Source organism: Frankia sp. BMG5.60 (assembly GCF_059428125.1).
The window spans coordinates 3,710,757-3,734,600 of sequence record NZ_CM182091.1 but is presented as its reverse complement, the minus strand read 5'-3'; the positions used below and the strand labels follow the sequence as shown (position 1 = coordinate 3,734,600).

Sequence of the window (23,844 nt, the reverse complement as noted above, 5' to 3'; positions counted from 1 at the left end):
CACCTCCCCCCGATCGCGGCAGGCCCACACGACGGCTGCCGGGGACGATCCCCGGCGCCGGCGGGAACCGCCGTGAGAAAGGCGTCAAGCCATGACGATGACCGACCCGATTGCGGACATGCTCACGCGTGTCCGCAACGCCAGCCGGGCGTACCACGACAGTGTGGTGATGCCCCACAGCAAGATCAAGACCCACATCGCCGAGATCCTCCAGCAGGAGGGCTACATCTCCAGCTGGCACGTCGACGACGCGACCCTGGCTGGCGGCGTCGGCCACACCCTGGTCATCGATCTGAAGTACGGCCCGAACCGCGAGCGTTCGATCGCCGGGATCAAGCGCATCAGCAAGCCGGGCCTGCGGGTCTACGCCAAGGCGACGAACCTCCCCAGGGTGCTCGGGGGACTGGGCGTTGCCATCATCTCCACCTCGTCGGGGCTGCTGACCGACAAGCAGGCGGGCAAGCGGGGCGTGGGCGGGGAAGTCCTCGCCTACGTCTGGTAAGGAAGGCGAGCGATGTCTCGGATCGGGCGCCTGCCCATTCCCGTCCCCAGCGGTGTCGACATCACCGTCGAGGGGGCGACCGTTACCGTCAAGGGGCCCAAGGGCACCCTGAGCCACGTCGTGGTCGAGCCGATCGGGGTCAACCGGGAGGAGGGTCAGCTCGTCGTGACCCGCCCGGACGACGAACGCCGGTCCCGCTCGCTGCACGGCCTGACCCGCACCCTCGTCTCCAACATGGTCACCGGCGTCACCACCGGGTACTCCAAGACCCTGGAGATCGTCGGCGTCGGTTACCGCGTCCAGGCGAAGGGCTCCGACCTGGAGTTCGCGCTCGGCTACAGCCACCCCGTCCCGGTCAAGGCCCCCGAGGGCATCCGCTTCGAGGTGCAGACCCCGACCCGCTTCGTGGTCCACGGGATCGACAAGCAGTTGGTCGGTGAGGTCTCTGCGAAGATCCGCGGACTGCGCAAGCCCGACCCGTACAAGGGCAAGGGCGTGCGCTACCAGGGCGAGGTCGTCCGCCGCAAGGTCGGGAAGACCGGGAAGTAGGAGATAGATCATGGCAGTGAGCCTCGGCGCCAGCGCGCGTCGGCGGACCGCGAAGCTCCGTCGGCATGTCCGCGTGCGCAAGAAGGTGGCGGGCACCCAGTCCCGTCCCCGGCTCGTCGTCACCCGGTCCTCGCGGCACATCTACGCCCAGGTCATCGACGACGCCGCCGGCCACACGCTCGCCTCGGCGTCCACCCTGGACGTCACCCTGCGCGATGGCGAGGGCGACAAGTCGGCCCAGGCCCGCAAGGTCGGCGAACTGGTCGCCCAGCGGGCGAAGGCGGCCGGGATCGACGCGGTCGTGTTCGACCGCGGCGGCCGGACCTACGCCGGTCGGATCGCCGCGCTCGCGGATGCGGCGCGGGAAAGCGGGCTGGACTTCTGATGACCGCCCAGCCGCAAGCCACCCAGTACAGCCAGCACAGGGAGATGTTGTAGATGCCAGGCCAGCAGCGCCGCGGCGGCGGGTCCGGCGGCTCGGACCGTCGGGAACGCCGGGACCGGTCGGGCGGCGGCCCGGCCCAGGAGAAGAACGCCTACGTCGAGCGAGTCGTCGCGATCAACCGCGTCGCCAAGGTCGTCAAGGGTGGTCGTCGCTTCAGCTTCACGGCCCTCGTCGTGGTCGGTGACGCGGACGGGACCGTCGGCGTCGGCTACGGCAAGGCCAAGGAGGTCCCCGCCGCCATCGCCAAGGGCGTCGAGGAGGCCAAGAAGCACTTCTTCAAGGTGCCCCGGATCGGCTCGACGATCCCGCACCCGGTGCAGGGTGAGGAGGCGGCGGGCGTCGTCCTGCTCAAGCCGGCCTCGCCCGGTACCGGTGTGATCGCCGGCGGTCCGGTGCGCGCCGTGCTGGAGTGCGCCGGCGTGCACGACGTACTGTCGAAGTCGCTCGGCTCGTCGAACCCGATCAACATCGTGCACGCGACGGTGGCCGCCCTGCGCGGCCTCATGCGGCCCGAGGAGATCGCGGCTCGGCGCGGGCTGCCGCTCGAGGACGTCGCCCCGCCGGCCATGCTGCGCGCCCGCGCGGCCGGGGCCGGTGTGTGATGGCCAAGCTGCGCATCACGCAGATCCGTTCGGGGATCGGCGGCACCCACAACCAGCGGGCCACGCTGCGGACCCTCGGCCTGCGGAAGATCAACGCCACGACCGTCCGTGACGACCGTCCCGAGGTCCGCGGGATGATCAGGACTGTGACCCATCTTGTCCGGGTCGAGGAGGTGGACTCCTAGCCATGGCCGAACTGACCAAGACCGACAAGGGTGGGACCCCCAGCGGTGAGACCGCCCAGGGCGACGCCGGCTCGGCGCAGACCGAGCGTGGCCGCGGCCTGAAGGTGCATCACCTGCGTCCGGCGCCCGGCGCCCACCGCAGCCGGATCCGCGTCGGTCGCGGTGAGGGCTCCAAGGGCAAGACGGCCGGTCGTGGCACCAAGGGCTCCAAGGCCCGCAAGCAGGTGCCCGCCCGGTTCGAGGGTGGCCAGATGCCCCTGCACATGCGGCTGCCCAAGCTCAAGGGCTTCAGCAACCCGGCCCGGGTGGAGTACCAGGTGGTGAACCTGTCCACGCTGGCCGAGCTGTTCCCCGAGGGCGGCGAGGTGGCCAAGGCCGACCTCGTGGCCAAGGGGGCCGTGCGCGCCAAGCTGCCGGTGAAGGTGCTGGGCAACGGCGACATCGACGTCGCGCTGCACGTCAGCGCCGACGCGTTCTCGGCGTCCGCGCGGGAGAAGATCGCGGCCGCCGGCGGGAGCGTCACCCAGAGTTGAGACCCCGGGCGAGGGGCGGCCCCACGGCCGTCCCTCGCCCTGCTTGTCCGGGCAGCCCGTGCAACAGGCGGCGCGCACCGGCGCCAGACTGGTTCTTCCCGGCCACCGCTGCTTACTGGGCGTGATGTCCGGACGAGTGGACCGGGTGTCCTGTTACAGTCGCCTAACCGACGTCGGCCGCCGGCCGTCGTAGGCGCTCCGCACAGGGCAGGATGTCCACTCCCCGTCGGTCCGCAATCCCAGCAGGAGGAGCCGTGCTCACCGCCTTCACGCGGGCATTCCGCACTCCTGACCTGCGCAAGAAGCTGCTGTTCACCGTCGGGATCGTGGTGCTGTTCCGGTTCGGCAGCGTCATGCCGTCGCCCGGCGTCTCAACCCGCGCGGTCAACACCTGCCTCAACAGCGCGAGCGCCGACAGCAGCAACGTCTACTCGCTGATCAACTTGTTCAGCGGCGGCGCACTGCTCCAGCTCTCCATCTTCGCGCTGGGCATCATGCCCTACATCACCTCGAGCATCATCATCCAGTTGCTCGTCGTCGTGATCCCCCGCCTCGAGCAGCTCAAGAAGGAAGGCAGCTCGGGCGAGCAGAAGCTCACCCAGTACACCCGCTACCTGACGATCGCGCTCGGCGTCCTGCAGGCGACCGGCATCGTGGCACTGGCCCGCAGCGGACGGCTCTTCCCGAGCTGCTCGGCCGCCATCATCCCGGACACGAGCCTGTTCCGGGTCGCGACGATCGTCATCACGATGACCGCCGGTACCTCGGTCATCATGTGGATGGGCGAGCTGATCACGGCGCGCGGCGTCGGCAACGGCATGTCATTGCTGATCTTCACCTCGATCGCGGCGCGGCTTCCCTCCGAGGGCAGCCGGATCCTCCAGGTCGCCGGCGGTGTGGTGTTCAGTCTGGTGATTCTGCTGGGGCTCGCGATCATGGTCTTCGTGGTGTTCGTCGAGCAGTCCCAGCGACGGATCCCGGTCCAGTACGCGAAGCGGCTGATCGGTCGGCGGATGTACGGGGGCACCTCCACCTACCTGCCCATCAAGGTCAACCAGGCCGGGATCATCCCCGTCATCTTCGCGTCCTCCCTGCTCCAGCTCCCGCAGCTCGCCGGGCAGGTGTGGAGCAACCAGGGCTTTCAGGACTTCGAGCAGAGGTATCTCTCTCGCGGGGACCATCCGCTCTACCTCGTGACGTACTTCGCACTCATCATCGCCTTCACCTACTTCTATGTTGCGATCACCTTCAACCCAACGGAGGTCGCGGACAACATGAAGAAGTATGGTGGGTTCATCCCCGGGATCAGACCGGGTAACCCGACTGCGGAGTACCTCAAACACGTACTAGACCGGATCACTCTCCCCGGCTCGCTGTTCCTCGGAGTGATCACCGTCCTTCCGTTGGCACTGTTGAACCTGACCAAGGACCAGCCGTTCCCCTTCGCGGGCACCTCGGTCCTGATCATGGTGGGGGTGGGGCTGGAAACCGTGAAGCAGATCGAAAGCCAGCTCATGCTCCGCAATTACGAAGGTTTCCTCCGGTAGTGCGCCTCGTACTGGTGGGACCGCCCGGTGCCGGAAAGGGTACGCAGGCCGCGTTCATTGCCCAGGCGCGGTCCATCCCCAAGATCTCTACTGGGGACATCTTCCGAGCGAACGTGCGACAGGGAACCGAACTGGGCGTCAAGGCCAAGACCTTCATGGATGCCGGTGACCTCGTGCCCGACGAGGTCACCATCGGGATGGTTCGCAACCGGCTCGCCGAGGACGACGCGGTCAAGGGCTTCCTGCTCGACGGGTTCCCCCGCAACGTGCCCCAGGCCGAGGTGCTTGGGCAGATGCTCGACGGGATGGGAACCCGCCTGGACGTGGTCCTGGAGCTCGTCGTCGACGACGACGAGGTGGTGCGGCGGCTCTCCGGCCGGCGGACCTGTCGAGCCTGCGGTCACATCTGGCACCTCGACTTCGACCCGCCGTCGGTCGAGGGCCTGTGCGACCGGTGCGGCGGCGACCTGTTCCAGCGCGACGACGACCAGGCCGCGACCGTGCGCCACCGGCTCGAGGTGTACGCGGACCAGACGTCGCCGCTGGTGGCGTACTACGCCGAGAAGGGCATCCTGATCGGCATCGACGCCACCGGCCCGGTGGACAACGTCACCGATCGCGCGCTCGACGCGCTGCGGCACTACGGGGACTGAGACGCCCGCCGCCCAGCGCCTGCCCGTCCTCGCGGTGGGTGGCGGCCTGGCGGCGGTCCTCGGCGTGGGTGCCGGCGGCTCGGATGATCGTCCCTGCTGCCGGCATCGGGTCGACGGTTAGCATCGGGTATCGGACCAGGACACGGACACAGACCGAGGCGAGAGCGTGGCGCGACGAGAGCACGTCCAGATCAAGACCGCGGCGGAGATCGCCAAGATGCGGGTGGCCGGCCTGCTCGTCGCCAAGACGCTCGCCCGGCTGCGCGAGGCGGTCGCCCCCGGCGTGACGACCGCGGACCTCGACGCCCTCGCGGAGAAGACGATTCGCGGCGACGGCGGAATCCCCTCGTTCAAGGGCTATGCCCAGCCGCCGTACCCGGCGTCGATCTGCAGTTCCGTCAACGACGAGGTCGTCCACGCGATCCCGACGCGCAGGCGGGTGCTGCGCGAGGGCGACATCATCTCGATCGACTGCGGCGCGATCGTAGACGGCTGGCACGGGGACGCGGCGATCACCGTCCCGGTCGGTGAGGTGTCCCGCGAGGCCCTCGACCTGATCGCGGCCTGTGAGGGCTCGCTGTGGGCCGGCCTGGCCGCCGCCCAGCTCGGCGGCAAGCTCACCGACATCAGTGCCGCTGTGGAGCGCCACATCCGCCCGCACGGCTACGGCATCGTCGACCACTACGGCGGCCACGGCATCGGCACCGAGATGCACCAGCCCCCGCACGTGCTCAACTACGGCCGGCCCGGCCGCGGCATCCGCCTGGTCGAGGGGCTGGCGCTGGCGATCGAGCCGATGATCACCACGGGCTCGCCGGACACGACAGTGCTCTCCGACGACTGGACCGTCGTGACCCAGGACGGCAGCCTCGCCGCGCACACCGAGCACTCGGTGGCGATCACCCCGCGAGGCCCCTGGGTGCTGACCGAGCCTGACGGTGGGGTCGCTCGGCTCGCCGCACTCGGCGTCGCCTGCGGGCAGCCCGCGGACGCCCCGTCCGGCATCGGCTGAGCCTGTGTTGGCCCTTGACGGATGGGCCACGTACACTCTTCAGTTGGCGGTCTCCTCACGCCGGTGTGCTCCACCGCGTCGATAGCAGTCCTGTTTCGTGGCAGTTGCGGTCGGTGGCAGTGTGGTTGGCGGTCTGTGGTCCCCTCTGGGTACCCGGACTTCTGACCTGGGTCTTTCCGGACTGATGTCCGGTCAGCTCGACCGGTCGCGGCCGAACCGCCGATTCAGTCGTCGACGTCAGGACAGCGGAGGACATGCCGAAGAAGGACGGGGCCATCGAGATCGAGGGCCGGGTTGTGGAGCCGCTCCCGAACGCAATGTTCCGGGTCGAGCTCCAGAACGGTCATCGCGTTCTCGCCCACATCAGCGGCAAGATGCGTCAGCACTACATCCGGATCCTGCCGGAGGACCGCGTCGTGGTCGAGCTCTCGCCCTACGACCTGTCTCGCGGCCGCATCGTCTACCGCTACAAGTAGTCGATCTCCTCCACATCGCCCGTACCACCATCCCATCGCCACGCGCGGCCCGCGGCTGCGCAGGAGGTCCGCAACAGCCGTGAAGGTCAAGCCCAGCGTCAAGAAGATCTGTGACAAGTGCAAGGTGATCCGCCGCCACGGGCGTGTCATGGTCATCTGCGACAACCTGCGTCACAAGCAGCGTCAGGGCTGAAGCCTCTGACGGGTGGGCTTCGCCCCGCCGGCGGCGCGCTCCTGTGCGCCGCGCGGCCCGGGTGAGGAGCACCGCACCCAAGCGATGCCAGGCGTTCCGCGCGGGACGTCTCACCCCCGGTCGGAGGCCGGGGCCCGGCCGGCACTGTGCCGGTCGGGGCGGCATCGCCCGAGACCTCCGGTTGCAGGAAGGAAACATCCGTACATGGCACGCCTCTCCGGCGTCGACCTCCCCCGCGAGAAGCGGGTCGAGATCGCCCTGACCTACATCTTCGGGATCGGGCGTACCCGCTCCCGGGAGACCCTCGCCGCCACCGGGGTCAACCCGGACACCCGCGTCCGCGACCTGAGCGAGGACGAGATCGTCCGGCTGCGCGAGTGGATCGACGCGAACTACCGGGTGGAGGGCGACCTCAACCGGGAGATCAAGCAGGACATCCGCCGCAAGATGGAGATCGGCTGCTACCAGGGTCTCCGGCACCGGCGGAACCTGCCGGTCCACGGTCAGCGGACGCACACCAACGCCCGCACCCGCAAGGGCCCGCGCCGTGCCATCGCCGGTAAGAAGAAGGCCGGCAAGAAGTAGTCAGGGCGCCCGGCGGGCCGCTCGGCCCGGCCTCGGACGACCACTGATCGACGACCTCGCAGACGGAGACCACACGCGAAGATGCCTCCCAAGACTCGCGCCGCCGGCGCCAAGAAGGTCCGGCGCAAGGAAAAGAAGAACGTTGCCCACGGGCACGCTCACATCAAGAGCACGTTCAACAACACGATCGTCTCGATCACCGATCCCACCGGGAACGTGATCTCCTGGGCCTCCGCCGGCCACGTCGGCTTCAAGGGCTCCCGGAAGTCCACCCCCTTCGCCGCGCAGATGGCCGCCGAGAACGCGGCCCGCAAGGCGCAGGAGCACGGGATGCGCAAGGTCGACGTGTTCGTGAAGGGCCCCGGTTCCGGCCGGGAGACCGCGATCCGCTCGCTGCAGGCCGCTGGCCTGGAGGTCGGAGCGATCCAGGACGTCACCCCGACCCCTCACAACGGTTGCCGCCCGCCCAAGCGGCGCAGGGTGTGACCGTGCGGCGTGACGACCGCGGCCGGGATGGCGTCCCGGCCGGAGTCGTGGCGTCGCGTTCGAGTTCGCGCCAGGAGACGAGAGAGAAGGACTAGATGGCCCGTTACACCGGCGCGGACTGCAAGCGTTGCCGCCGCGAGAAGACGAAGCTGTTCCTCAAGGGCAGCAAGTGCGACACCCCGAAGTGCCCGATCGAGATCCGGCCCTACCCGCCGGGCGAGCACGGTCGCGGCCGCACCAAGGACTCCGAGTACCTGCTGCAGAAGCGCGAGAAGCAGAAGTGCGCGCGGATCTACGGCATCCTGGAGAAGCAGTTCCGGGGCTACTACGACGAGGCGAACCGTCGGGCGGGCAAGACCGGTGACGAGCTGCTGAAGATCCTCGAGTCGCGGCTCGACAACGTCGTTTACCGGGGTGGCTTCGCGCCGTCCCGCGACGCCGCCCGCCAGGCCGTCCGGCACGGCCACGTCCAGGTCAACGGGCGCAAGGTCGACATCCCGAGCTACCGGATCAGCGAGAACGACATCGTCGAGATCGCGCCGAAGGCCCGGGAGCTCACCCCGTTCATCGTCGCCCGGGAGACCGCAGGCCAGGGCCGGGCCGTCCCGGCGTGGCTGGAGTCCATCCCGAGCCAGATGCGGATCCTGGTGCACTCCCTGCCGGCCCGGCAGGTCATCGACACCCAGGTCCAGGAGCAGTTGATCGTCGAGCTCTACTCCAAGTAGTTCCGGACGCCCCCGCCGCCGGCGGCGGGGGCGAGCCGTCCTCCCGCCACCGGGCCGGTGGTACCGTGCCCGCCGCCACCACCGCGTGGCGGCGAGGCACACTGGAGGAGCGACAACCGGTGCCACGCGCGCCGCCCGGGTGGTTCAGCGGGTGGGCGGGCGGGCATCGGGCCCGCGGGTGGAACGGACCGATGTCCCACCCGCCGGCTCCCGAACCGGGAGCCCGCACCACACGGCGTCATATGGCGGTCGCCGTGGTCGGAAGGACGTACTCATGCTGATCGCTCAGCGTCCCACTCTCGTCGAGGACCCGATCTCCGAGTTCCGGTCACGTTTCGTGATCGAGCCGCTGGAGCCGGGCTTCGGCTACACGCTCGGCAACTCGCTGCGCCGGACCCTGCTGTCCTCCATTCCCGGCGCCTCGGTGACCAGCATCCGCATCGACGGGGTGCTGCACGAGTTCTCCACCGTGCCCGGTGTCAAGGAGGACGTGACCGACCTGATCCTGAACCTCAAGGAACTGGTCGTCAGCTCCGACAACGACGAGCCGACGGTGATGTACCTGCGCAAGCAGGGCCCCGGCGAGGTCACGGCGGCGGACATCGCCCCGCCGGCCGGCGTCGAGGTGCACAACCCCGAGCTGCGTCTGGCCACCCTCAACGACAAGGGCAAGCTCGAGATCGAGCTGACCGTCGAGCGGGGCCGCGGGTACGTCAGCGCGGCCCAGAACAAGCAGGCCGGCCAGGAGATCGGGCGGATTCCGATCGACTCGATCTACTCGCCGGTGCTGAAGGTGACCTACAAGGTCGAGGCGACCCGCGTCGAGCAGCGCACCGACTTCGACCGCCTCATCGTCGACGTCGAGACGAAGCCGTCGATCTCCCCGCGCGACGCGATGGCGAGCGCCGGCAAGACCCTGGTCGGCCTGTTCGGGCTGGCGCAGGAGCTCAACGCCGAGGCGGAGGGCGTGGACATCGGCCCGTCGGCCGCGGACGCGGCGCTGGCGGCCGACCTCGCGCTGCCGATCGAGGAGATGGACCTGACCGTCCGCTCCTACAACTGCCTCAAGCGCGAGGGCATCCACACGATCGGCGAGCTGGTCTCCCGCAGCGAGGCCGACCTGCTCGACATCCGTAACTTCGGGCAGAAGTCGATCGACGAGGTCAAGACGAAGCTCGGCGCGATGGGCCTGCAGCTCAAGGACTCCCCGCCCGGATTCGACCCGCGTCAGGCCGTCGACACCTACGGCACCGACAGCTACAACCCGGCGTTCTCCGACCCGTCCGACGACGGCGCGGAGTTCGTCGAGACCGAACAGTACTGACCTTCACGAGGGCCCCCACCCACCGGCGGGGGCCCTCGACGACCTCCGGTGGCGCACGCCGCCGTCCTACGGGCGGGCAGCCTGGCGGGACAGTGAAAGGAACGAGGAGCACTCATCATGCCCACGCCAACGAAGGGCGCCCGGCTCGGCGGCAGCCCCGCACATGAGCGGCTGCTGCTGGCCAACCTCGCCACCGCGCTGTTCGAGCACGGCGGCATCACCACCACCGAGGCCAAGGCCAAGCGGCTGCGCCCGTACGCCGAGCGGCTGGTGACCTTCGCCAAGCGCGGCGACCTGCACGCCCGGCGCCGCGTCATGCGCCAGGTGCGGGACAACTCGGTGGTGCACACCCTGTTCACCGAGATCGGTCCGCGGTACGCCAACCGCAACGGTGGCTACACCCGGATCGTCAAGCTCGGCAACCGCAAGGGTGACAACGCCCCGCTGGCCCGCATCGAGCTGGTGGAGGCGCTGACCGTCGGCCAGCAGGCCGTCGACGAGGCCGAGCGCGCGCGCGGTACCCGCTTCTCCGAGCGGCGCAAGCCGACCGGCGCCACCGCCGAGGCCGCCGAGGACCTGGCGAGCGAGTCGCCGACCGCCGCCGCCGTGGCCGCGCAGTCCGCCGAGGAGCAGGCCCCCGCCGAGGAGACGCTCACCGCCCAGGCGGCCGAGACGTCGGCGGCCACCGTCGACCTGACGGACGACGACGGTTCGGCCGAGTCGAAGTCCTGACCACGGCGATTCCTCGTCGAGGGCGCGGACTGCCGCCGCTGCCCGCGTCCCGCCACTAGCTCCCGCAAGGCCCGCCGCCCATCATGGGCGGCGGGCCTTCGCCGTTCACGTCGCCGCGTTCGTTCCATCGTCGGGGTGTCGTCGGTGCCGTCGGTGCCGTCGGGGTGCCGTCGGGTCCGCCGCGGCGTGCCCCACCGGCACGCCGCCGTACCGGGAGAGACAGATGTCCGAAGTCGTGGGATCCGGTCCGCGTGCGCCCCACGCGGTGCCCGGCGCCGTGACGGACGTGGCGGCGAGGGCGGCGGGCCTGGTCCGGCTGCGGCTGGACATCGCCTACGACGGCACGCCGTTCGCCGGCTGGGCCCGCCAGCCTGGCCAGCGGACCGTCCAGGGCGACGTGGAGGACGCTCTCATCCGGGTCGCCCGGCTGCCGGCCGTGCGCCTGACGGTGGCCGGGCGCACGGACTCCGGTGTGCACGCCGCGGGACAGGTGGCCCACGTCGACCTGCCCACGGACGCGCCGCTCGGTGGGCTCGCGCGGCGGCTCAACGGCGTCCTCGACCGGTCCGTGCGGGTCACCGGCCTCGCCCCCGCGCCGGCCGGGTTCGACGCCCGGTTCTCGGCGCTGTCCCGGCGTTACGTCTACCGCATCACCGACGCACCGTTCGGCGCCGAGCCGCTGCGGCGGTTCGACACGCTCGCCTGGCCGCGGCCGCTGGACGTACCGGCGATGGCCTCGGCGGCGTTGCTGCTGGTCGGCGAGCACGACTTCGCGGCCTTCTGCCGCCGGCGGGAGGGGGCGACGACCGTGCGCACCCTGCTGCGCCTCGATGTGCTGCGCCGCCCCGACGGGGTGATCGTCGCCGACGTCGAGGCGGACGCCTTCTGCCACTCGATGGTCCGGGCGCTCGTCGGGGCGCTGTTGGCGGTGGGTGAGGGACGCCGGCCGCCGCAGTGGCCGGCCGCGGTCCTGCGCCGCGGACTGCGGGATCCGGCCGTCACCGTCGCCCCCGCGCACGGACTGACGCTGGTTGAGGTGCGCTACCCCCCGGACGCGGAGCTGGCGGCGCGGGCCGAGGTCACCCGGGCCGTGCGCGTGCCCACCACCCCGTCCGGCTGAGGCCGGCCGGGAAGGGGGGCCTTCCGGCGGGCGCTCCCGGCCCGCCCGGTCCGTGGGGTGGTGGGCGGTGAGCCCGCAACGTCAGCGGCGCGGGCCGTGCCCGAGCACCGCCCGGTCGCCCATCGGCTCGGTGGCGAGCGTGGCCAGGTCGGTCTGGGCGTTGCGCAGCGCCGGGTCGGTGGCCGCGCCCGAGGTACCGTCGATGTACGCGATCTGGGTGTAGACGAGGTAGTGCCCGCGGCTCAGCGCGCTGCGCCAGGAGTTGTTCCCGCCCGGCCCGGTGATCTGCGCGTTCTGGATCGAGCCCGCCGGGATCGGCAGCGGCACGATGCCGCCGCGGCCCTGGTTGAGCACCTGCGCGGCCTGGGTGGCCGTCGCGCTGGTGTCCAGGGAGAACACGGTCGCTCCCGCGAGTACCTGCCGTCCGCCCTGCTGGGGGTGGCTGAGGAACAGCGAGCGCACCACCTGCCGGCAGTGCGGGGCCTTCAACTGGCCAATCAGGTCGCCGGTGAGGTTCGGGCAGCCGGAGTCGAGCTTGCGGGCGAGTCGCTGGTAGCTCCGCCCGTCGACCGCGACGGACGGCTCGGGGAAGAACTCCTCGGGGGTTATCGGATCCGAGTCGACCGCGGCGCTGTCGAGGAAGTTCGCCGGTATGGGCGGCAGTGAGGCCGTCGCGGCCGGCGCGGCGGCGCCCTTGTCGTCCCCGCCGCGCAACGCGACGATCGCCACGGCCGCGATGAGCACGAGGACGGCTCCGGCGACGATGGCCAGCAGCCGCCGGGAACCGCCGGCCCGGCCCGCCAGGCCGGGCCGCTCGCCCTTCTCCGCCGGGGAAGGAGGACCGGCGTCGGTGTGTTCCCCGCCGCCGGGCTCGTCGGGGTACCCGTCCCCGTTCGGATACCCGTCCCCGTCCGCGTATCCGTCGGCGGCTGCCTGGTCGTCCAGGTCGCCGAGGTCGGTCCAGGCGGGAGGGGTGGTCGTGCCGGTCGGGGAGCTGGTGGCGGTCCGGGGATTCGGCTGGGTCCGGGGATTCGGGGTGGTCCGCGGATTCGGGGTGGTGAGGGGAGTGATGCCCGTCAGTCGGTCGGGCGCGCCCGACCAGCCCCGGATCGACCAGCCGCTCGCCGGTTCGGACGGGGCGTGCTCCGTCCCCGGCCGCGACGGGAGGCCGGTCCCGGCGTCCGCGGAAATTCCGGGGGCAGAGCTCGTCGGCGGGGGGTCGCCGGCCGGCCGAGACGCCGGGCGTTCGTGGCGGCCCGGCCAGGCCGCCGTGGCAGAGCCTGGGTGCGTCCCTGCCCCTGCCGTACCGGTGCCGTCCGTCGGGCCGTGCGGCGCGGCCGACCGGTCCGGGTAGGTCGTCATCGGCTGCTCGGACGAGGGCCATCCGTACGCCGGCTGCCCGTACGCCGGCTGCGCGGACGCCGGCTGCCCGTACGCCGGCTGCGCGGACGCCGGCTGCGCGGACGAGGGCTGAGCGGACGAGGGCTGAGCGGACGCCGGCCACTCGGATGGCGGCTGCTCGTGCAAGGGCTGCTCGGATGGCGGCTGCGCGGACGATGGCCACTCGGACGCTGACGACTCGGACGTCGAGGCCTCGGACGAGGTCGATCCGGCCGGGCCCGGGCTCGCCCCGGCGGCGGCGAGGTGGTCGAACGAGAACGCGTAGCTGCGTGGGCCGCCGAACAGGGGATCGTCGCTGGGGGGCGTCCAACCGTCGTAGCTGACGTAGCGACCGCGCAGGTCCTGACCTCCGGCCGACGCCGGACTCGGCAGATCGGCCGCGCCGGTGGGAGCCGTCGCGCCGTCCCCCGCGGGTCCGGCCGGACTGCCGGCGGAACCGGTCGGGTCGTCCGACCGGGCGGCGTGGTCCGGTCGGTCGCGCCGCGGAGCGCCCGACTCCGCGCGCTTCTCGTGTCCCTCGCCACCGAATTCAGTCATCTCGGTCAGAATAGCTAGCTCGCTGGAGGGTGCCAGCCCGTCCGCGGGCATCCCCGCGCGGGCGCCCCGCCCGGCGTCCGTCCGGCGTCCGCCCGATACACTCGGCAGCCAGCGAGGTTTCGACGGGCCGGGTGGGTCGGGCACGCGTGGTGCGGCTGGCGTCCTACCGGCGATGGCTGGTCGGGCCGCTTGGCGGTCCGCTCCGATCGCCTGGTAACCTCAAAGACTGCTGCGCGTGACACGTCCCGTCTGCGCGCTCACCATTCTTGACGAGTTCCGCCCGAGCCCCTCGGAGTTCCAGGCGGGATCGTCCGAACGAGAAGGCAGACCTGTGCGCACGTACCAGCCCAAGCCCGCGGATGTCCAGCGTGTGTGGCACGTCATCGATGCCACCGACGTGGTGCTCGGTCGGCTGGCGACCCAGGCCGCCACGCTGCTGCGCGGCAAGCACAAGCCGTACTTCGCCCCGCACATCGACACCGGCGACTTCGTCATCGTCGTCAACGCCGGCAAGGTCGCGCTGAGCGGGAACAAGCGTCAGCAGGCCCAGTACCACCGGCACTCGGGCTTCCCGGGCGGTCTGCGCAGCACCTCGTACGGCGAGCTGCTCGACACGCGGCCGCAGATCATCATCGAGAAGGCCATCAAGGGCATGCTGCCGAAGAACAGGCTCGGCCGCGCCCAGGGCACCAAGCTGAAGGTCTACGCGGGGCCGACGCACCCGCACGACGCTCAGCAGCCCACCCCGTTCGAGATCATTCAGGTCGCGCAGTAACCGCTGACCTCCTCCAGCCGGTCGGCGGGCGGTGTTGATCCGCTCCGGGCGCCGGCTACGGGAACCACGCATCAACCGAGGAAGGAACGCGACGTGGCTGTCGTGACCGACGTACAGGGCAATCCCCGCGCCACCGGGCGGCGCAAGGAGGCGGTCGTCCGCGTGCGCCTGCTCCCCGGCAACGGGAAGTGGACGCTCAACGGGCGGACGCTGGAGGAGTACTTCCCGAACAAGGTGCACCAGCAGCTCGTCAACGAGCCGCTGAAGGCGCTGGACAAGGCCGAGTCGTACGACATCGTCGCCCGGCTGCACGGCGGCGGGGTGTCGGGCCAGGCCGGCGCACTTCGACTCGCTCTCGCCCGCGCGCTGACGCTGGCGGAGGAGGAGTCACGGCCTACTCTCAAGAAGGCTGGCTTCCTGACTCGTGACGCTCGGGTCAAGGAGCGCAAGAAGTACGGGCTGAAGAAGGCCCGCAAGGCTCCGCAGTACAGCAAGCGCTGACCTTGCGTCCCCCTCGTCGGCGTGCCCCTGCGATGGGCGCGCCTGCGAAGGGGACGGGTGCCGCCGGTGCGTGCCTCGGTCTCCGCCTGAACCTTCGACTTCATGGGAGACCTCAGTGACGAGGCTCTTCGGCACCGACGGCGTCCGAGGCGTGGCGAACGTCGACCTCACCGCGGAGCAGGCGTTGTCGTTGGCCTCCGCGGCCGTGGAACTGCTGGGGGCGCCGGGCCGATCTGCCGGGCTGGCGCCGTCCCGGCCGCTCGTGGTCGTCGGCCGGGACACCCGTCCTTCCGGGGAGTTCCTTGAGGCCGCGGTCGTGGCCGGCCTGGCCGCCTCGGGTGCCGACGTCGCCCGCATCGGTGTCGCTCCGACCCCGGCCGTGGCGCACGCGGTCGCCGCCAGCGGGGCGACCTTCGGCGTGATGCTCTCCGCCAGCCACAATCCGATGCCGGACAACGGCATCAAGCTGTTCGCCGCCGGCGGGCTCAAACTCCCCGACGAGGTCGAGGACGCCATCGAGCGGCGGATGGCGCAACCGCCCGGGCCCCGACCTGTCGGCGCCGACGTCGGGCGGGTGCGGGACGAACCGGCGCTTCTCGACCGGTACGCGGACCATCTGCTCACCGCCCTTCCGGTGCGGCTCGACGGCCTGCGGGTCGTCGTCGACTGCGCCCAGGGCGCGGCCTCGGCGCTCGCGCCGCGGGTGCTGCGTGCCGCCGGCGCGGACGTGGTCGCGCTGCACGCCGACGGCGACGGCACGGCGATCAACGACGGCAGCGGCGCCACCCACCTGGACAGCCTGCGCGCGGCGGTCGTCGAACAGGGCGCCGACGTCGGCATCGCCCACGACGGCGACGCGGACCGCTGCCTCGCGGTGGACGCCGCCGGTGACGTCGTCGACGGCGACCAGATCCTCGCCATCTGCGCCCTCGCCATGGCCGAGCGCGGCGAACTCGCCGATGACACGGTCGTCGTCACCGTGATGTCGAACCTGGGTTTCCGGCACGCGATGCGCGAGGCCGGGATCACCGTCGTGACCACGCCCGTCGGCGACCGGTACGTGCTGGAGGCGATGCGCGCCGGCGGTTACGCGCTCGGCGGCGAGCAGAGCGGGCACGTCGTCTTCCTCGACCACGCCACCACCGGCGACGGGCTGCTGACGGCGCTGCGGCTGCTCGGCCGCGTCGCCGAGACCGGCCAGCCCCTGGGCGAGCTCGCCAAGGCCATGACCCGGCTGCCGCAGGTGCTCGTCAACGTGCGCGGTGTCGATCGGACCCGGGTGGGCACCTCGCCGGAGCTGCGGACGGCCGTCGCCGTGGCGGAGGCCGAGCTCGGCGACGGCGGCCGGGTGCTGCTGCGGCCCTCGGGCACCGAGCCGCTGGTCCGCGTCATGGTGGAGGCGGAGACCGACGCCGTTGCGCGGGACACCGCCCAGCGCCTCGCGGCCGTCGTCCGCGCCGCGCTGCCGGCCTCCCGCTGAGCCCGTCCGCGCGAACCCGCCGGCGAGGCCACGCCAGGACAACTCGCCAGGTGTTCGGCCGGCCACGTCCGCCCGCCCGGGGAACCTGCGTACGCTGAGTCGCATGTGCGGGATCATCGGGTACGTCGGTGACCAGTCGGCCCTGGACGTCGCGTTGAACGGCCTGCGGCGCCTCGAATACCGCGGCTACGACTCCTCCGGCGTCGCGGTCGTCGGCGCCGGCGCCCTGCGGACGGCGCGGCGGGCCGGCAAGCTCGCCAACCTGGAGAAGCTGCTGTCCGAGGGCTCCGAGGCGGATCCGATGCCCGGGACGACCGGGATGGGGCACACCCGGTGGGCCACCCACGGCGGCCCGACCGACGCCAACGCCCACCCCCACACCGACTGCACCGGCGCGATCGCCGTCATCCACAACGGCATCATCGAGAACTTCGCCGCGCTGCGCGCCGAGCTGGAGGCGATCGGGCACGAGCTCGCGAGCGAGACCGACACCGAGGTAGTCGCCCACCTGCTCGAGGTTGAGCTGGGCAACGCCGCCGCCGCGCCGGCGGCGGCGGTCCCGGAGGACGTCACCCCCCGGCCCACCCGCCCCGGCACGGGTCCCGCGCCCGGCCCCGGCGAGCCGGCCGACCGCACCGCCGAGCCGGGGACGCACCCGTTGACCGTGGCGCTGCAGCGTGTCTGCCGGCGGCTGGAGGGTGCCTTCACCCTCGTCGTTCTGCACCGCGACTTTCCCGAGGTGGTCGTCGGCGCCCGGCGCAACAGCCCGTTGGTCGTCGGGCTGGGAACGGGGGAGGCCTTCCTCGCCAGCGATGTCTCGGCGTTCATCGCGCACACCCGCGAGGCGATGGAGATCGGCCAGGACCAGGTGGTCGAGGCCCGCCGGGACGGCGTCACCGTGACCGACTTCGCCGGGGAGGTCGTCGAGGGGCGCCGCTACCACGTCGACTGGGACGCGGGCGCCGCGGAGAAGGGCGGCTACCCGTACTTCATGCTCAAGGAGATCAACGAGCAGCCGACCGCGCTCGCCGACACCCTGCGGGGTCGGCTCTCCGCCGACGGCGCGATCGTCCTCGACGAGGAGCGGCTGTCCGCCCAGGACTTCCGGGACGTCGACAAGGTCTTCATCGTCGCCTGCGGGACGGCCTACCACGCCGGCCTGATCGCGAAGTACGCCGTCGAGCACTGGACGCGGCTGCCCTGCGAGGTCGAGATGGCCTCGGAGTTCCGCTACCGGGATCCCGTGCTGGACCGCTCCACCCTCGTCATCGCGATCAGCCAGAGCGGCGAGACGCTGGACACGCTCATGGCCGTCAAGCACGCCCGGGAGCAGAAGGCCCGGGTGCTGGCGATCTGCAACACGAACGGGTCGACGATCCCCCGGGAGTCCGACGCGGTGCTGTACACCCGCTGCGGGCCCGAGGTCGGTGTCGCCTCGACCAAGACCTTCCTCGGCCAGGTCGCGGCCTGCCTGCTCGTCGGTCTGTACCTGGCGCAGGTGCGCGGCGTGCTCTACGGCGACGAGGTCGCCGCCTACGTCGAACGGCTGCAGCGGATGCCCGACCTGGTGGAGCGGACGCTGGGCCGGCTCGAACCGATCCGCGAGCTCGCCCGTGGCCTGGCCGACGCCAAGGCCGTGCTCTTCCTCGGCCGCCACGTGGGCTACCCGGTGGCGCTGGAGGGGGCCCTCAAGCTCAAGGAACTCGCCTACATGCACGCCGAGGGGTTCCCGGCCGGCGAGCTCAAGCACGGGCCGATCGCGCTCATCGAGCCGGGCCTGCCGGTGATCGTCGTCGTGCCCTCACCGCGCGGGCGTGCGAACCTGCACGGCAAGATTGTTTCGAACATCCAGGAGGTCCGGGCGCGGGGCGCGCGGACCATCGTGATCGCCGAGGACGGCGACGTCGCGGTGGAGCCCTACGCCGACCATCTCATCCGGGTGCCGGCGACGTCGTCCCTGTTCGCGCCCCTGGTGACGACCCTGCCGCTGCAGGTGTTCGCCTGTGAGCTCGCCCTCGCCCGCGGCCTCGACGTCGATCAGCCGCGCAACCTCGCCAAGTCCGTCACGGTCGAGTAGCCATCCCCCGTGAATCGCCTTCGGCGGTTCACGGGGACCCCTGGCCTCGGGGTGGCAGCCGATTTCCGTCAGATCGCCTTCGGCGATCTTTCTGGGTCGGTCGGCGGGGCCTTCGGCGGTTCACGGGGACCCCTGGCCTCGGGGTGGCAGCCGATTTCCGTCAGATCGCCTTCGGCGATCTTTCTGGGTCGGTCGGCGGGGCCTTCGGCGGTTCACGGGGACCCCTGGCATCGGGGGCGTGGGTCAGGAGGAGGGTGCGGCGCCGTGCTGGCGGCCGTGCCAGGCGACGGTGGCATCCCAGAGAGCGTCGGAGACCGCTTCGTTGTCGTCCGCGGCGTCGAGCAGGGTCTCCACGAGCTCGGCGCGGGGGACGCGGCTGAGGAACACCCGCATCGCGGCGTGCACCGGGTCGTCGGTGAACAGCGAGCTCTCGCCGATGATCCCGCCGTTCTCCTCGTCGTCGTCGGCATCCTCGTCGTCGTCGTCGGCGAGGCCCGCGGAGCCGGTGGCGACCAGGGCGACGGCGACCGCGTGGCGGCAGAACGAGCCGGTCGCCCCCTCGGGGCAGGTGCAGCCGGTGCGCGGCCCGTCGTCGGCCGCCTCCAGGCGGACCTCGTGCGGCCCGTCGTCGTCGACCGTGCCCGACGCGTTGGTGGGCCGGATGCGGAGCTGCTCGACGCGGCCGAGCAGGGCGAGGTTCACCCCTTCGATGAACACGTCGGTACCCGCGCGCTGCGCGCAGGCACGTTCCTCGAAGGCTGCTTCGAGCGGGGTGACGGCGTCCCCGCCGTGCCCGTTCTCTCCGGACACAGAAATGATCACTGCTCAATCCTACGGAATGCGAGCGCGGATCGTACCGGCCAGGTCCCCGGCATCGCCAGCGCCTTCTTGTCGGACGTACGATCGCGATATATCGTGAGCGTACGCGACAGCGAGCGGATGACCTCCGTTGGTCTTCCGTGGAGACGAAGGGAAAGATCGTGACATCACAGGCGATTCCAGGCCCCTGGGGGCCCTGGGGCAGGTGGGGGCGCGCGGCGGGGTTCGATCCCGCGCGGCTGTCGGAGTTCTTCGAGACGGTGGCCGGTTGGGCGGAGCGCGAGGCCGGCGGTTGCGGGACGAAGGAGTCGGCGGCTCGTGACGGCACCAGCCGCACGGCGCGCGGCGGACACGGCGGCGGGCGGCATGAGCACGGCGGGCCCGGTGAGGGCCGGCCGCGCGGGCGCCGCGGCGGCGGTCCGGGTTGGCCAGCGTTCGGCGGCTTCCCCGGTCCTGGGTTCGGTCCTGGGTTCGGTCCGGGCTTCGGCGGTCCGGGTGGCTTCGGCCGTGGGCCGCGGGTGGGTCGCGGCGACGTCCGCGAGGCGTTGCTGGCCCTGCTCGCCGAGCAGCCCATGCACGGCTATCAGATGATCCGCGAGCTGGCCGAGCGCAGCGGCGGCACCTGGCGGCCGAGCCCCGGCTCGGTCTACCCGGTGCTGTCCCTGCTCGCCGACGAGGGGCTCGTGCGCGCGGAGGAGGCGGAGGGCAAGCGGGTCTTCCACCTCACCGACGCCGGGCGGGCCCACGTCGAGTCCCGGGTGGGGCAGCGCAAGCCGTGGGAGACCGCCGCGGCCAGCGCCGACGACGAGCTGGCCAGCCTGCGCTCCCTGGCCTTCGCGGTGGGTGCCGCGGTGGTCCAGGTCGCCCAGGCCGGGGACGACGCGCAGATCGCCGCCGCCCGGTCCCTGCTCACCGAGACCCGCCGCAGCCTCTACCGCATCCTCGCCGGCGACGAGGGCGAGCCGGCGACCGCGGAGGGGGCCGACTCGGCGGAGGGGGCCGACTCGGCGGAGCAGACCGACACCGCCGGGAAGGACGCCACGGGCAGGGACGGTGAGGGGAAGGCCGACGGTCCCGCGCCGGGCTGGGATGCGAAGTCCTGACCCCGGGCGGGTTCCGCCGGGCCCGCGGGTCCGGATCCGCCGGCGTGCCACCCCTTCGGGCGGGGCGAGGCCCTGATCCGAGGGGGTGCGCCCGCCCGCGGCGCGATCGGCGCGTCGCGACGAGGCGGGTGCATGGTCCGCCATGGGCCGCGGCGCCGGTATGGGACGCTTGCCCGATGGCGGTGGTCGGTGTCGGCGTCGACGTGGTGGACGTCGACCGTTTCGCCGCGACGCTGTCCCGGACGCCGGGGATCGCGCTGCGCCTGTTCACCCCGGCGGAGCGTGGTCTGGCCCGACCGGAGCGGCTGGCCGCCCGGTTCGCGGCGAAGGAGGCCGTGGCGAAGGTGCTCGGGGCGCCCCCCGGGTTGGAATGGCACGACGCCGAGGTCGTCCTGGGCGCGGGTGGGCGGCCGTCGCTGCGGATCCGCGGCACCGTGGCCGCCGCGGCGGCGCGGCTCGACATCGCCTCCTGGCACCTGTCCCTCACCCACGACGGCGGGGTCGCCATCGCGATGGCCGTCGCCGAGAGCTGATCGCCGGCCACTCGGTGTCCGTCTTGTCGAACGCCGCCGGTCTGGCGGCCCCGGCGTCACGGGGCTCCTGCAGCAGCCACGGGGCTCCTGCAGCATCGGCCGCTCGGCGCGGGGCAGCATGGCGTCATGCGGAACGCGCACACGGTCAGTCAGATCCGGGACGCCGAGGCGGCGCTGCTCGCCGCCCTGCCGCCCGGTGCCCTCATGCAACGCGCGGTGTATGGGCTGGTAGCCCATGTCGCTCGCCGGCTCGGCCGGGTCTTTGGCGCCCGGATCGTGGTACTCGCCGGGGGCGGTGACAACGGCGGCGACGCCCTGTGGGCCGGCGCGCGCCTGGCCGCGCGCGGCGCCAGGGTCGACGCGATCGCGCCCGGCCGCACCCACCCGGAGGGCACCGCCGCCCTGCTGGCCGCCGGTGGCAGACTGCACGGTGCTGCGCCGGCCCTCGATGACGAGACGCTGCGCGGGCTGTTCGACCGGGCCGAGCTCGTCCTGGACGGATTGCTCGGCATCGGCGGCCGCGGCGGTCTGCGGGCGGACCACGCCCGGCTGGCGGCCCTCGCGCCGCCCGGGCGCACCGTGGCCGTCGACGTTCCCAGCGGCGTCGACGCGGACACCGGTGCCGTCACCGGACCCGCCGTGCGGGCCAGTGCCACCGTCACGTTCGGCACGTACAAGCGCGGCCTGTGGCTGATGCCGGGCGCGGCCCACACCGGGCGCGTGGAGCTGGTCGACATCGGGCTGGCGCTGCCCGAACCCGACCTGCGGGCGCTCGACGACGCCGACGTCGCCGCGATGTTCCCGGTGCCGGGCCCGGAATCGTCCAAGTACCGCCGGGGGGTCCTCGGCCTCGTCGCGGGCAGCGACGCCTATCCGGGTGCCGCCGTGCTCGCCGTCGGCGGTGCACTGCGCGGTGGCGCCGGCTACCTGCGGGTCGTGACCGAGGGCCACACCGTGCCGGAGCACGACCCTCGGCGCGAGGGCGCCTCGGTGCGGGAGGGCGCCTCGGTGCGGGAGGGCGACGCCGGCGCGACCGCCGGCGGTTCCGGGACGGGGGTCGCCAGCCGGGCGGGGGACTTCGTCCGGCGGGCGCACCCCGAGGCGGTGGTGACCGCCATCCGGGCCGGGGACCGCGCGGCCATGCTCGCCGTCGGCCGGGTCCAGGCCTGGGCGATCGGCCCGGGCCTGGACCCGGGGCCGGCGGTCCGGGAGCTGGTGGCCGGCCTGCTCGGCACCGACCTGCCGGTCGTGGTCGACGCGGGCGCCCTCGACCCGCTGGCGGAGATCCTCGCCGCCGATCCCGCGGCGCTGCGCGCCCGGAACGCGCCGGTTCTCCTCACCCCGCACGAGGGAGAGTTCGGCCGGCTCACCGCGGCGGCGCTGGGCTGGGATCCCGACCGAACGACGGAGGAGCTCGCCGCCGACCGCCTCGCCACCGTCCGGCGGGCCGCCGCGGCGACGGGCGCGGTGATCCTGCTCAAGGGCACCCGCACCCTGATCGTCGAACCGGCCGGGGCGGCCTGGGTGAACACGACCGGTTCCGGATGGCTGGGCACCGCCGGCACGGGGGACGTCCTGACCGGGCTGATCGGCTCGCTGCTCGCCGCCGGGCTGCCCGCCGCCGGTGCCGGGGCGGTCGGCGCGCACCTGCATGGGCGCGCCGCCGAGCGGGCCGCCGTGCCGCTCGCCGCCGGCGACCTGCCCGACCTGCTGCCCCGCGTCATCTCCGGCCTGCTGGCATCGCCGGGTCGGGGGCTCCCGGGGGGTGGTCACGGCGGGTAGCGTGACCGCCATGAGCGTGCAGGGGACCGAGGCGTCGGCCAGCAGCGAACCCCGGACGTATGCCGCCGTCGACCTCGACGCGGTCCGCGACTCGGTGGCCGCCCTCGCGGCCCGCGCTGGCGACGCCGCCACCATGGCCGTCGTGAAGGCCGACGGGTACGGCCACGGCATGATTCCCTGCGCCCGGGCCGCGCTGGACGCCGGGGCGAGCTGGCTTGGCACGGCCGTCCTCGAGGAGGCGCTCGCGCTGCGCGCCGCCGGGATCACCGCGCCGGTGCTGTGCTGGCTCGCCACGCCTGGTGAGCGTTTCGCCGAGGCGATCGCGGCCGGCATCGACGTGTCGGCGTCCGCGACCTGGACCCTCCAGGAGATCGCCGCGGCGGCGCGGCAGGCCGGCCGGCCGGCCCGGGTGCACCTCAAGGCGGACACCGGCCTCGGCCGGGCGGGGGCGATGCCCGACGAGTGGCCGGGGCTGTGCGACCTGGCCGCGGCGCTGCAGGCCGAGGGCGTGATCGAGGCGTTCGGGGTATGGAGCCACTTCGCGTTCGCCGACGCCCCCGGGCATGCGACGGTGCAGGCTCAGATCGGGGCGTTCCGGGACGCCGTCGACATCGCCGAGAAGGCCGGGCTGGCGCCGACCGTGCGGCACCTCGCGAACTCCGCGGCGACCCTGGTCAGCCCCGAGGCCCATTTCGACCTGGTGCGGCCCGGGGTGTCCGTCTACGGGCTCTCCCCGGGCCCGGAGGTCGGCCCGCCCGCGCAGTTCGGCCTGCGGCCGGCGATGTCGCTGGTCAGCCACGCCGCGCTGGTCAAGCGGGTGCCGGCCGGCACGGGCGTGTCCTACGCCCACCGCTACACCACGGCGCGGGAGACGACGCTCGCCCTGGTACCGCTGGGCTACGCCGACGGCATCCCCCGGGCCGCCACGAACATCGGAGAGGTGCTGTTCGGTGGCCGCCGGCGACGCATCGCCGGCACCGTCTGCATGGACCAGTTCGTCCTCGACGTCGGGGACGACGAGGTGGCCGCAGGCGACGAGGTACGGCTGTTCGGCCCGGGCGACCGCGGCGAGCCGACCGCGGACGACTGGGCCGCGGCGCTGGGCACCATCAACTACGAGATCGTCACCCGGATCGGCCAGCGCGTCCCGCGCGTCTACGTCTAGCA

The 23,844-nt window shown here is 72.5% G+C and carries 27 protein-coding genes; 25 read left to right on the top strand and 2 right to left on the bottom strand.

Going from position 1 to position 23,844, the window contains the following annotated elements; all coding sequences use genetic code 11:
- Nucleotides 1–91 precede the first annotated feature (91 nt).
- From rpsH to truA, 17 genes are all read left to right on the top strand, one after another.
- Nucleotides 92–502: a 30S ribosomal protein S8 gene (rpsH, locus tag AC5R91_RS15050; protein WP_495397757.1), complete on the top strand. Its 411-nt coding sequence runs from the start codon at nt 92–94 to the stop codon at nt 500–502.
- A 12-nt stretch (nt 503–514) separates the two neighbouring features.
- Nucleotides 515–1,051 (top strand): 50S ribosomal protein L6, encoded by a 537-nt coding sequence (gene rplF / locus AC5R91_RS15045; protein WP_044884209.1) that lies wholly within the window; start codon nt 515–517, stop codon nt 1,049–1,051.
- 10 nt (nt 1,052–1,061) lie between these two features.
- Entirely contained in the window at nt 1,062–1,436 is a 375-nt protein-coding gene (gene rplR / locus AC5R91_RS15040; RefSeq protein WP_495397756.1) for a 50S ribosomal protein L18, read from the top strand.
- Nucleotides 1,437–1,489: 53 nt separating this feature from the next.
- Entirely contained in the window at nt 1,490–2,098 is a 609-nt protein-coding gene (rpsE, locus tag AC5R91_RS15035) for a 30S ribosomal protein S5 (protein WP_009740511.1), read from the top strand.
- Nucleotides 2,098–2,283, top strand: a complete 186-nt coding sequence (gene rpmD, locus AC5R91_RS15030) for a 50S ribosomal protein L30 (RefSeq protein WP_011602312.1) — start codon at nt 2,098–2,100, stop codon at nt 2,281–2,283. The genes rpsE and rpmD overlap by 1 nt, the downstream gene beginning before the upstream one ends.
- Nucleotides 2,284–2,285: 2 nt before the next feature.
- Entirely contained in the window at nt 2,286–2,816 is a 531-nt protein-coding gene (rplO, locus tag AC5R91_RS15025) for a 50S ribosomal protein L15 (RefSeq protein ID WP_495397755.1), read from the top strand.
- A gap of 254 nt (nt 2,817–3,070) precedes the next feature.
- A complete protein-coding gene (gene secY, locus AC5R91_RS15020) occupies nt 3,071–4,363 on the top strand; it encodes a preprotein translocase subunit SecY (protein ID WP_011602314.1) in 1,293 nt (430 codons plus the stop codon).
- A complete protein-coding gene (locus AC5R91_RS15015) occupies nt 4,363–5,016 on the top strand; it encodes an adenylate kinase (protein ID WP_044884211.1) in 654 nt (217 codons plus the stop codon). The genes secY and AC5R91_RS15015 overlap by 1 nt, the downstream gene beginning before the upstream one ends.
- Nucleotides 5,017–5,182: 166 nt before the next feature.
- Nucleotides 5,183–6,028, top strand: a complete 846-nt coding sequence (gene map, locus AC5R91_RS15010) for a type I methionyl aminopeptidase (RefSeq protein ID WP_495397754.1) — start codon at nt 5,183–5,185, stop codon at nt 6,026–6,028.
- A gap of 254 nt (nt 6,029–6,282) precedes the next feature.
- Nucleotides 6,283–6,504, top strand: coding sequence for a translation initiation factor IF-1 (infA, locus tag AC5R91_RS15005; protein WP_006541558.1), 222 nt, complete (start codon nt 6,283–6,285; stop codon nt 6,502–6,504).
- A gap of 79 nt (nt 6,505–6,583) precedes the next feature.
- On the top strand, nt 6,584–6,697 hold the full coding sequence (gene rpmJ / locus AC5R91_RS15000) for a 50S ribosomal protein L36 (RefSeq protein WP_003956441.1): 114 nt from the start codon (nt 6,584–6,586) through the stop codon (nt 6,695–6,697).
- Between the two features lie 204 nt (nt 6,698–6,901).
- Nucleotides 6,902–7,282: a 30S ribosomal protein S13 gene (rpsM, locus tag AC5R91_RS14995; protein WP_009740504.1), complete on the top strand. Its 381-nt coding sequence runs from the start codon at nt 6,902–6,904 to the stop codon at nt 7,280–7,282.
- Nucleotides 7,283–7,363: 81 nt separating this feature from the next.
- A complete protein-coding gene (rpsK, locus tag AC5R91_RS14990) occupies nt 7,364–7,768 on the top strand; it encodes a 30S ribosomal protein S11 (RefSeq protein WP_009740503.1) in 405 nt (134 codons plus the stop codon).
- A 95-nt stretch (nt 7,769–7,863) separates the two neighbouring features.
- Nucleotides 7,864–8,493, top strand: a complete 630-nt coding sequence (gene rpsD, locus AC5R91_RS14985) for a 30S ribosomal protein S4 (protein WP_011602317.1) — start codon at nt 7,864–7,866, stop codon at nt 8,491–8,493.
- Nucleotides 8,494–8,767: 274 nt separating this feature from the next.
- Nucleotides 8,768–9,817, top strand: coding sequence for a DNA-directed RNA polymerase subunit alpha (locus tag AC5R91_RS14980; RefSeq protein ID WP_495397753.1), 1,050 nt, complete (start codon nt 8,768–8,770; stop codon nt 9,815–9,817).
- Between the two features lie 117 nt (nt 9,818–9,934).
- Entirely contained in the window at nt 9,935–10,549 is a 615-nt protein-coding gene (gene rplQ, locus AC5R91_RS14975) for a 50S ribosomal protein L17 (protein ID WP_495397752.1), read from the top strand.
- Nucleotides 10,550–10,772: 223 nt separating this feature from the next.
- Entirely contained in the window at nt 10,773–11,669 is an 897-nt protein-coding gene (gene truA / locus AC5R91_RS14970; RefSeq protein ID WP_495397751.1) for a tRNA pseudouridine(38-40) synthase TruA, read from the top strand.
- An 81-nt stretch (nt 11,670–11,750) separates the two neighbouring features.
- On the opposite strand, the gene AC5R91_RS14965 is transcribed toward truA, so the two are convergent.
- A complete protein-coding gene (locus AC5R91_RS14965; protein ID WP_495397750.1) occupies nt 11,751–13,607 on the bottom strand; it encodes a hypothetical protein in 1,857 nt (618 codons plus the stop codon).
- A 331-nt stretch (nt 13,608–13,938) separates the two neighbouring features.
- On the opposite strand from AC5R91_RS14965, the gene rplM reads away from it, so the two are divergent.
- From rplM to glmS, 4 genes are all read left to right on the top strand, one after another.
- Nucleotides 13,939–14,382: a 50S ribosomal protein L13 gene (rplM, locus tag AC5R91_RS14960; RefSeq protein WP_495397969.1), complete on the top strand. Its 444-nt coding sequence runs from the start codon at nt 13,939–13,941 to the stop codon at nt 14,380–14,382.
- Nucleotides 14,383–14,475: 93 nt separating this feature from the next.
- Nucleotides 14,476–14,883: a 30S ribosomal protein S9 gene (rpsI, locus tag AC5R91_RS14955; protein WP_044884218.1), complete on the top strand. Its 408-nt coding sequence runs from the start codon at nt 14,476–14,478 to the stop codon at nt 14,881–14,883.
- A gap of 115 nt (nt 14,884–14,998) precedes the next feature.
- On the top strand, nt 14,999–16,363 hold the full coding sequence (gene glmM / locus AC5R91_RS14950; RefSeq protein ID WP_495397749.1) for a phosphoglucosamine mutase: 1,365 nt from the start codon (nt 14,999–15,001) through the stop codon (nt 16,361–16,363).
- Between the two features lie 103 nt (nt 16,364–16,466).
- Nucleotides 16,467–18,440 (top strand): glutamine--fructose-6-phosphate transaminase (isomerizing), encoded by a 1,974-nt coding sequence (glmS, locus tag AC5R91_RS14945; protein ID WP_495397748.1) that lies wholly within the window; start codon nt 16,467–16,469, stop codon nt 18,438–18,440.
- A 243-nt stretch (nt 18,441–18,683) separates the two neighbouring features.
- Here glmS and AC5R91_RS14940 read toward each other — a convergent pair whose 3' ends face one another.
- Nucleotides 18,684–19,262: an SWIM zinc finger family protein gene (locus AC5R91_RS14940; protein WP_495397747.1), complete on the bottom strand. Its 579-nt coding sequence runs from the start codon at nt 19,260–19,262 to the stop codon at nt 18,684–18,686.
- Nucleotides 19,263–19,420: 158 nt separating this feature from the next.
- On the opposite strand from AC5R91_RS14940, the gene AC5R91_RS14935 reads away from it, so the two are divergent.
- The 4 genes from AC5R91_RS14935 (at nt 19,421) to alr (ending at nt 23,842) form a co-directional block, all read left to right on the top strand.
- The gene (locus tag AC5R91_RS14935; protein ID WP_495397746.1) at nt 19,421–20,362 is read left to right on the top strand and encodes a PadR family transcriptional regulator; all 942 of its coding nucleotides are present in this window, start codon (nt 19,421–19,423) and stop codon (nt 20,360–20,362) included.
- A gap of 176 nt (nt 20,363–20,538) precedes the next feature.
- Nucleotides 20,539–20,895, top strand: a complete 357-nt coding sequence (locus AC5R91_RS14930) for a holo-ACP synthase (RefSeq protein ID WP_495397745.1) — start codon at nt 20,539–20,541, stop codon at nt 20,893–20,895.
- 126 nt (nt 20,896–21,021) lie between these two features.
- Complete coding sequence (locus tag AC5R91_RS14925) at nt 21,022–22,677, top strand: ADP-dependent NAD(P)H-hydrate dehydratase (RefSeq protein ID WP_495397744.1); 1,656 nt, start codon at nt 21,022–21,024, stop codon at nt 22,675–22,677.
- Between the two features lie 10 nt (nt 22,678–22,687).
- Nucleotides 22,688–23,842, top strand: coding sequence for an alanine racemase (alr, locus tag AC5R91_RS14920; RefSeq protein WP_495397743.1), 1,155 nt, complete (start codon nt 22,688–22,690; stop codon nt 23,840–23,842).
- Nucleotides 23,843–23,844: the final 2 nt, after the last annotated feature.

What these genes read in the sequence shown, in the direction of transcription:
- rpmD (WP_011602312.1), top strand. Translation starts at nt 2,098, where the DNA reads ATGGCCAAGCTGCGCATCACGCAGATCCGTTCGGGGATCGGCGGCACC.
- AC5R91_RS14965 (WP_495397750.1), bottom strand. Translation starts at nt 13,607, where the DNA reads ATGACTGAATTCGGTGGCGAGGGACACGAGAAGCGCGCGGAGTCGGGC.
- rplF (WP_044884209.1), top strand. Translation starts at nt 515, where the DNA reads ATGTCTCGGATCGGGCGCCTGCCCATTCCCGTCCCCAGCGGTGTCGAC.
- rpsD (WP_011602317.1), top strand. Translation starts at nt 7,864, where the DNA reads ATGGCCCGTTACACCGGCGCGGACTGCAAGCGTTGCCGCCGCGAGAAG.
- alr (WP_495397743.1), top strand. Translation starts at nt 22,688, where the DNA reads ATGAGCGTGCAGGGGACCGAGGCGTCGGCCAGCAGCGAACCCCGGACG.
- rpsH (WP_495397757.1), top strand. Translation starts at nt 92, where the DNA reads ATGACGATGACCGACCCGATTGCGGACATGCTCACGCGTGTCCGCAAC.
- AC5R91_RS14980 (WP_495397753.1), top strand. Translation starts at nt 8,768, where the DNA reads ATGCTGATCGCTCAGCGTCCCACTCTCGTCGAGGACCCGATCTCCGAG.
- AC5R91_RS14930 (WP_495397745.1), top strand. Translation starts at nt 20,539, where the DNA reads ATGGCGGTGGTCGGTGTCGGCGTCGACGTGGTGGACGTCGACCGTTTC.
- rplO (WP_495397755.1), top strand. Translation starts at nt 2,286, where the DNA reads ATGGCCGAACTGACCAAGACCGACAAGGGTGGGACCCCCAGCGGTGAG.
- rpsE (WP_009740511.1), top strand. Translation starts at nt 1,490, where the DNA reads ATGCCAGGCCAGCAGCGCCGCGGCGGCGGGTCCGGCGGCTCGGACCGT.
- rplQ (WP_495397752.1), top strand. Translation starts at nt 9,935, where the DNA reads ATGCCCACGCCAACGAAGGGCGCCCGGCTCGGCGGCAGCCCCGCACAT.
- truA (WP_495397751.1), top strand. Translation starts at nt 10,773, where the DNA reads ATGTCCGAAGTCGTGGGATCCGGTCCGCGTGCGCCCCACGCGGTGCCC.
- rpsK (WP_009740503.1), top strand. Translation starts at nt 7,364, where the DNA reads ATGCCTCCCAAGACTCGCGCCGCCGGCGCCAAGAAGGTCCGGCGCAAG.
- infA (WP_006541558.1), top strand. Translation starts at nt 6,283, where the DNA reads ATGCCGAAGAAGGACGGGGCCATCGAGATCGAGGGCCGGGTTGTGGAG.
- glmS (WP_495397748.1), top strand. Translation starts at nt 16,467, where the DNA reads ATGTGCGGGATCATCGGGTACGTCGGTGACCAGTCGGCCCTGGACGTC.
- rpsM (WP_009740504.1), top strand. Translation starts at nt 6,902, where the DNA reads ATGGCACGCCTCTCCGGCGTCGACCTCCCCCGCGAGAAGCGGGTCGAG.
- rplR (WP_495397756.1), top strand. Translation starts at nt 1,062, where the DNA reads ATGGCAGTGAGCCTCGGCGCCAGCGCGCGTCGGCGGACCGCGAAGCTC.
- AC5R91_RS14925 (WP_495397744.1), top strand. Translation starts at nt 21,022, where the DNA reads ATGCGGAACGCGCACACGGTCAGTCAGATCCGGGACGCCGAGGCGGCG.